General features: G+C 41.7%; 7 protein-coding genes. 6 read left to right on the plus strand and 1 reads right to left on the minus strand.

Translation table 11 applies throughout. The annotated features are described in order from the left end of the window. The 4 genes from WB217_RS19340 to lpdA all read left to right on the plus strand — a co-directional run. Window positions 1–316: thiamine pyrophosphate-dependent enzyme (locus WB217_RS19340; RefSeq protein WP_423994973.1), on the plus strand; the 316-nt coding region annotated here is incomplete at its 5' end. 3 nt (window positions 317–319) lie between these two features. Continuing rightward, window positions 320–1,297 (plus strand): alpha-ketoacid dehydrogenase subunit beta, encoded by a 978-nt coding sequence (locus tag WB217_RS19345; protein ID WP_423994974.1) that lies wholly within the window; start codon window positions 320–322, stop codon window positions 1,295–1,297. A 54-nt stretch (window positions 1,298–1,351) separates the two neighbouring features. Beyond that, on the plus strand, window positions 1,352–2,728 hold the full coding sequence (locus tag WB217_RS19350; protein WP_423994975.1) for a dihydrolipoamide acetyltransferase family protein: 1,377 nt from the start codon (window positions 1,352–1,354) through the stop codon (window positions 2,726–2,728). 3 nt (window positions 2,729–2,731) lie between these two features. Continuing rightward, window positions 2,732–4,141 (plus strand): dihydrolipoyl dehydrogenase, encoded by a 1,410-nt coding sequence (lpdA, locus tag WB217_RS19355; RefSeq protein ID WP_423994976.1) that lies wholly within the window; start codon window positions 2,732–2,734, stop codon window positions 4,139–4,141. Window positions 4,142–4,175: 34 nt separating this feature from the next. On the opposite strand, the gene WB217_RS19360 is transcribed toward lpdA, so the two are convergent. Further along, complete coding sequence (locus WB217_RS19360) at window positions 4,176–4,559, minus strand: small peptidoglycan-associated lipoprotein (protein WP_423994978.1); 384 nt, start codon at window positions 4,557–4,559, stop codon at window positions 4,176–4,178. A gap of 212 nt (window positions 4,560–4,771) precedes the next feature. Between WB217_RS19360 and WB217_RS19365 the strand changes: the two genes are divergently transcribed. Beyond that, a complete protein-coding gene (locus WB217_RS19365) occupies window positions 4,772–5,011 on the plus strand; it encodes a hypothetical protein (RefSeq protein ID WP_423994979.1) in 240 nt (79 codons plus the stop codon). 36 nt (window positions 5,012–5,047) lie between these two features. Next, a partial coding sequence (locus WB217_RS19370; protein ID WP_423994980.1) for a polysaccharide deacetylase family protein occupies window positions 5,048–5,884 on the plus strand: 837 nt, incomplete at its 3' end.

Raw genomic sequence — 5,884 nt, forward strand, 5'->3', positions numbered from 1 at the left:
GACCTACCGTTATGGCCCGCATACAATGGCAGGCGATGACCCAACTCGTTACCGTACGGCTGATCTTGATAATGAGTGGGAAAAGAAAGATCCATTAGTACGTTTCCGTAAGTTCCTTGAAAATAAAAATCTTTGGACAGAGGAAATGGAAAACGAAACAATCGAAAAAGCTAAGGAAGATATTAAAGAAGCAATTAAAGAAGCTGATAATACTCCTAAGCAAAAGGTTACTGACCTGATTTCAATCATGTATGAAGAAATGCCAAATCACTTACAAGAACAATATGAAATATATAAAGAGAAGGAGTCGAAGTAAGCCATGGCTCAAATGACAATGATTCAAGCAATTACAGATGCGCTGCGCACTGAATTGCGCAACGATCCTAATGTACTTGTATTTGGGGAAGATGTAGGAGTAAATGGTGGTGTCTTCCGTGCTACTGAAGGCCTTCAATCTGAATTTGGAGAAGATCGTGTATTCGACACTCCGCTTGCTGAATCTGGAATCGGCGGTCTTGCGATCGGTCTTGCACTACAAGGCTACCGTCCAGTACCTGAAATCCAGTTCTTTGGGTTCGTATTCGAAGTAATGGACTCTGTTGCAGGTCAAATGGCTCGTATGCGTTACCGTTCAGGCGGACGCTATAGCTCACCTGTAACGATCCGTTCACCATTTGGCGGAGGCGTACATACGCCAGAAATGCACGCAGACAGTCTTGAAGGTATGGTTGCCCAGCAGCCTGGCCTGAAAATTGTCATTCCATCAACTCCATATGATGCAAAAGGTTTGTTGATTTCTTCAATCCGCGACAATGATCCGGTTATTTTCCTTGAGCATATGAAATTATACCGTTCTTTCCGTCAGGAAGTACCTGAAGAAGAGTACACAATTCCATTAGGTAAAGCAGAAGTGAAACGTGAAGGTAAAGACCTATCAATCATCACTTATGGTGCAATGGTTCATGAATCATTAAAGGCTGCAGAAGAGCTTGAGAAGGAAGGCCATTCTGTTGAGGTCATCGATTTAAGAACGGTTATGCCTATTGACATTGAAACAATCGTTGCATCTGTTGAGAAAACTGGAAGAGCAATTGTTGTTCAGGAAGCACAAAAACAGTCTGGTATTGCTGCTCATGTTGTTGCTGAAATCAATGACCGCGCAATTCTCAGCCTTGAAGCTCCTGTATTGCGTGTTACAGCGCCTGATACAGTATTCGCATTCTCTCAAGCAGAGACTGTATGGCTTCCTAATTATAAAGATGTTATGGAAACAGCGAAGAAAGTTCTAACATTCTAATTTAACTGACATTCAGTAAAAATAGGTTCGACAAAAATAGGAGGGTGAATTCCATTGGCATTCCAATTTAAACTGCCAGATATCGGCGAAGGCATTCACGAAGGTGAAATTGTCAAGTGGTTCGTAAAGCCTGGCGACAAAGTCCAGGAAGATGATGTGCTTTGTGAAGTACAGAATGACAAAGCAGTAGTTGAAATTCCATCACCAGTTGCTGGTACAGTAGAAGAAGTATTAGTTGAAGAGGGAACAGTTGCTACAGTTGGACAGGTTCTTGTAACTTTTGATGCACCTGGATACGAAGATCTTAAGTTTAAAGGTGACGAAGAAGACGCTCCTGCAGAACAGCCTAAGCAAGAAAAAACTGAGGCACAGGTTCAATCTACGTTAGAAGCTGGCCAGGATATTAAAAAAGAAGCAGTAGAAGCTCCTGCTCCTGCGGCAGCAACTGGTGCTGGCGCTGCTGCTGCTCCACAAGCAGAAGTAGATCCTAACCGCCGTATCGTGGCTATGCCTTCAGTTCGTAAATACGCTCGTGAAAAAGGTGTGGATATCCGTCAAGTAGCTGGTTCAGGTAAAAATGGCCGCATTGGCAAAGAAGATATTGACAGCTTCTTGAGTGGCGGTGCTTCTGCAACGGCTGCTCCACAGGCAGAACAAACTCAGCAAACTGCACCTGCAGAAGAAGCACCAAAGGCAGCAGCTACTGCGAAGGCTATTCCACAAGGTGAGTACCCTGAAACTCGTGAAAAGATGAGTGGAATCAGAAAAGCGATTGCTAAGGCAATGGTTAACTCTAAGCATACAGCTCCACACGTTACACTAATGGATGAAATAGATGTAACAAAACTTGTTGCACACCGCAAGCAGTTCAAAGAAGTTGCTGCTGCTAAAGGAATTAAGCTTACATTCCTTCCTTACGTGGTAAAAGCATTAACAAGTGCTTTACGTGAATACCCAGCATTGAACACATCTTTGGATGATGCTACTAGCGAAATCGTTCATAAGCACTATTACAATATCGGTATTGCTGCTGATACAGAAAAAGGCTTGCTAGTTCCTGTCGTTAAAGATGCTGACCGTAAGTCTGTATTCTCAATTTCAAATGAGATTAATGAACTTGCAGGAAAAGCTCGTGATGGAAAGCTTGCTCCAACTGAAATGAAAGGTGCATCTTGCACTATCTCTAACATCGGTTCTGCTGGCGGACAGTGGTTCACTCCGGTTATCAACCATCCGGAAGTTGCAATCCTTGGAATTGGCCGCATTGCAGAAAAGCCAGTAGTTAAGGATGGGGAAATTGTCGCTGCTCCTGTACTTGCGCTTTCTCTAAGCTTCGATCACCGCATGATCGATGGCGCAACGGCACAGAATGCATTGAACCATATCAAACGTCTATTGAACGATCCAGAACTATTGTTAATGGAGGGGTAATAAATGGTAGTAGGAGATTTTCCAATCGAAACTGATACTCTTGTCGTCGGCGCAGGTCCTGGCGGATATGTGGCAGCCATTCGTGCTGCCCAGCTGGGACAAAAAGTTACAATCGTAGAAAAGGGCACCCTTGGCGGTGTATGTCTTAATGTAGGATGTATTCCTTCAAAGGCTCTTATTTCTGCAGGTCATAGATTTGAAAATGCTAAGCACTCTGAAGATATGGGAGTTATAGCTGAAAATGTAACGCTTGATTTCTCAAAAGTTCAGGAGTTCAAAGCAGGAGTAGTAAAGAAGTTGACTGGCGGCGTTGAAGGTTTATTGAAGGGTAACAAAATTGACATCGTAAGAGGCGAAGCGTATTTCGTGGATGCCAACACTATCCGTGTCATGGATGAAAATTCAGCTCAGACCTATACTTTCAAAAATGCTATCATCGCAACTGGATCTCGTCCAATTGAGATTCCTGCATTCAAATATACTAAGCGTGTACTTGATTCTACTGGCGCATTGAACCTTCAAGAGCTGCCTAAGAGTATTGTAGTAATCGGCGGCGGATACATCGGAACAGAGCTTGGCGGAGCTTACGCTAGTTTTGGAACAAAGGTTACAATTCTTGAAGGCGCAGATGAAATTCTTAACGGATTCGAGAAGCAGATGTCTGCTCTTGTAAAACGCAACCTTAAGAAAAAGGGTGCTGAGATCATCACTAAGGCACTTGCTAAAGGTGTAGAGGAAACTGAAACTGGTGTGACCGTAACGTACGAAGCTAAAGGCGAAGAGCAAAAAGTTGAAGCTGATTACGTATTTGTCATGGTAGGAAGAAAGCCAAACACCGATGAACTTGGATTAGAGCAAGTTGGCATTGAAATGACTGATCGTGGTGTCATTAAAATCGACAAGCAATGTCGCACAAATGTAAACAACATTTACGCAATCGGCGACATTGTTGAGGGACCGCCTCTTGCACACAAAGCATCCTATGAAGGTAAAATTGCGGCAGAAGCAATTGCCGGCCACCCATCTGAAATTGACTACCTGGCTATTCCAGCTGTAGTATTCTCTGATCCGGAATTGGCATCTGTTGGATACTCAGAAAAGCAGGCGAAAGATGAAGGACTGGATATCATTGCAGCTAAATTCCCATTTGCTGCGAATGGCCGTGCTCTTTCACTTAACCAGACAGACGGCTTCTTGAAGCTTATTACTCGTAAAGAGGACGGTATTGTAATCGGCGCTCAAATCGCTGGTCCAAATGCATCTGATATGATTGCAGAGCTTGGTTTAGCGATTGAAGCCGGTATGACTGCAGAGGATCTTGCTATGACGATCCACGCTCACCCAACTCTTGGAGAAATCACAATGGAAGCTGCAGAAGTAGCTCTAGGAAATCCAATTCATATCGTAAAATAATAAAAAAATCCTTTCCATCTGGAAAGGATTTTTTTTATCTATAATCATTTTTAAGTACAGCTGAAAGCGGTTCGATGATTTGGTCCTTAGTAACAGTACCATTAACATTTGCAATCACCTTGTCTCCATGTACAACAAGTATTGCTGGGATTTGTTCCACCTCAAAAAGGTCATGGTATTTATTTGCGTTGGAAGCTTGTATGATCATCATATTATCGAATTCAGCTGGATATTGCTTCTTTAATTCAATAATCGCATCATAATAAGAGGCTTCATGCTTATAGTCCTCTTCATCTGAAAAAAAGACTACTTGCTTTATACCTTTACTCAACATTAAATCATCAGAATCATTTACGGGGTTACAAGAGGCCGTTAGGAAAAGGAACGAAGCGACAAAAACAAAAGATAAGCCTTTCATTTCTCTTTGCCTCACTTTTTTTCGGATTCGTGAAAACACACGGTTAATATTTGTCCATAGTTTATCACAGCAATTTCCAAAAAAATAAGATGTTATTGAAATGTTACATAAATGAAAAATATCCCTGGGACTCGGACATATAATATAAAACAACCCATATGTTTAGTTTCCATAAGGTGGGGGAGATTATTTAGGTAATGGTGGTGGAGGGTGTGAAGGTGTATACAGTGATCTTGCTGCAATTGATCATTTGGAGTGGGTATACATTTATTGAATGGCTGTCAAAACATGATCATCCCATTTATAATGTTTTTATGTTCTTAGTTTTTTTCTATTTAGCAATAATAATAGGCAACTACATAATGAAATCGGCAAAGAAGACGTGGATCATTACCCTGATCAGCCTTGCAATCTATGCTTCTTTTCATTTAACGATGTCTGTTATTGTTTGAATTTACACCAGGGAATGGTCAGCAGGAGGGAAAGACTTGAAGAAAAAAATTTTATTTTTTGCAGCCATTTTTTTCTTAGGAGGCTGTGGAGCAAATGAAGCTCGGCAGGAAGATGATCAAAATAACGAGGCAGTAATATCGGAGAAACTAGAAAAGAAAGAAGAAATCAATAATCAGGAAACCGAAGAAGTGGAGAAGCCTGATGAGCAGCCTGCCGAGGAAAGCACGAATCCAGAACCGGCACAGTCAATTCCAGAGTATAAAATGAGAGAGGACTTTTCAATCCAGAATATTAACAATCCCGAGGAGAAAATTGTTCTGTTGACAATTGACGATGCTCCGGATAAAAATGCTTTAGCAATGGCAAAATTATTGAAGGGACTGAATGTAAAAGCGATCTTTTTTGTCAATGGCCATTTTATTGATACGCCTGACGAAGGTGAAGTCCTTAAACAGATACATCAAATGGGCTTTCCAATTGGGAATCATACTTACAATCATAATTCTTTGAAGGATTTGACTGAGGAACAGCAAAAAGTTGAAATAGTTAGCTTAAATGACAGGATAGAAGAATTGATTGGAGAGCGTCCACACTTTTTCCGAGCTCCATTCGGAATGAATACTGAATACAGCAAAAAGCTTGCTGCGGAAGAAAAGATGCTGCTGATGAACTGGACTTACGGCTATGATTGGGAAAAAGCTTACCAATCGAAGGAAGCTCTAGCTGATATTATGGTCAATACTCCACTCCTCAGGAATGGAGCCAACCTGCTGATGCATGACAGAGAATGGACAAGCGCAGCCCTGGGTGACATAGTGAAGGGACTGCAGAATAAAGGATATAAAATAGTAGATCCTTATCTTATTGAGACC

It is taken from the genome of Mesobacillus sp. (assembly GCF_049588175.1).
In the GTDB taxonomy this organism is placed as follows: domain Bacteria; phylum Bacillota; class Bacilli; order Bacillales; family Cytobacillaceae; genus Mesobacillus.

Bases quoted from the DNA above. Each gene is read 5' to 3' on its own strand.
- WB217_RS19345 (WP_423994974.1), top strand. From the start codon at position 320: ATGGCTCAAATGACAATGATTCAAGCAATTACAGATGCGCTGCGCACT.
- lpdA (WP_423994976.1), top strand. From the start codon at position 2,732: ATGGTAGTAGGAGATTTTCCAATCGAAACTGATACTCTTGTCGTCGGC.
- WB217_RS19360 (WP_423994978.1), bottom strand. From the start codon at position 4,559: ATGAAAGGCTTATCTTTTGTTTTTGTCGCTTCGTTCCTTTTCCTAACG.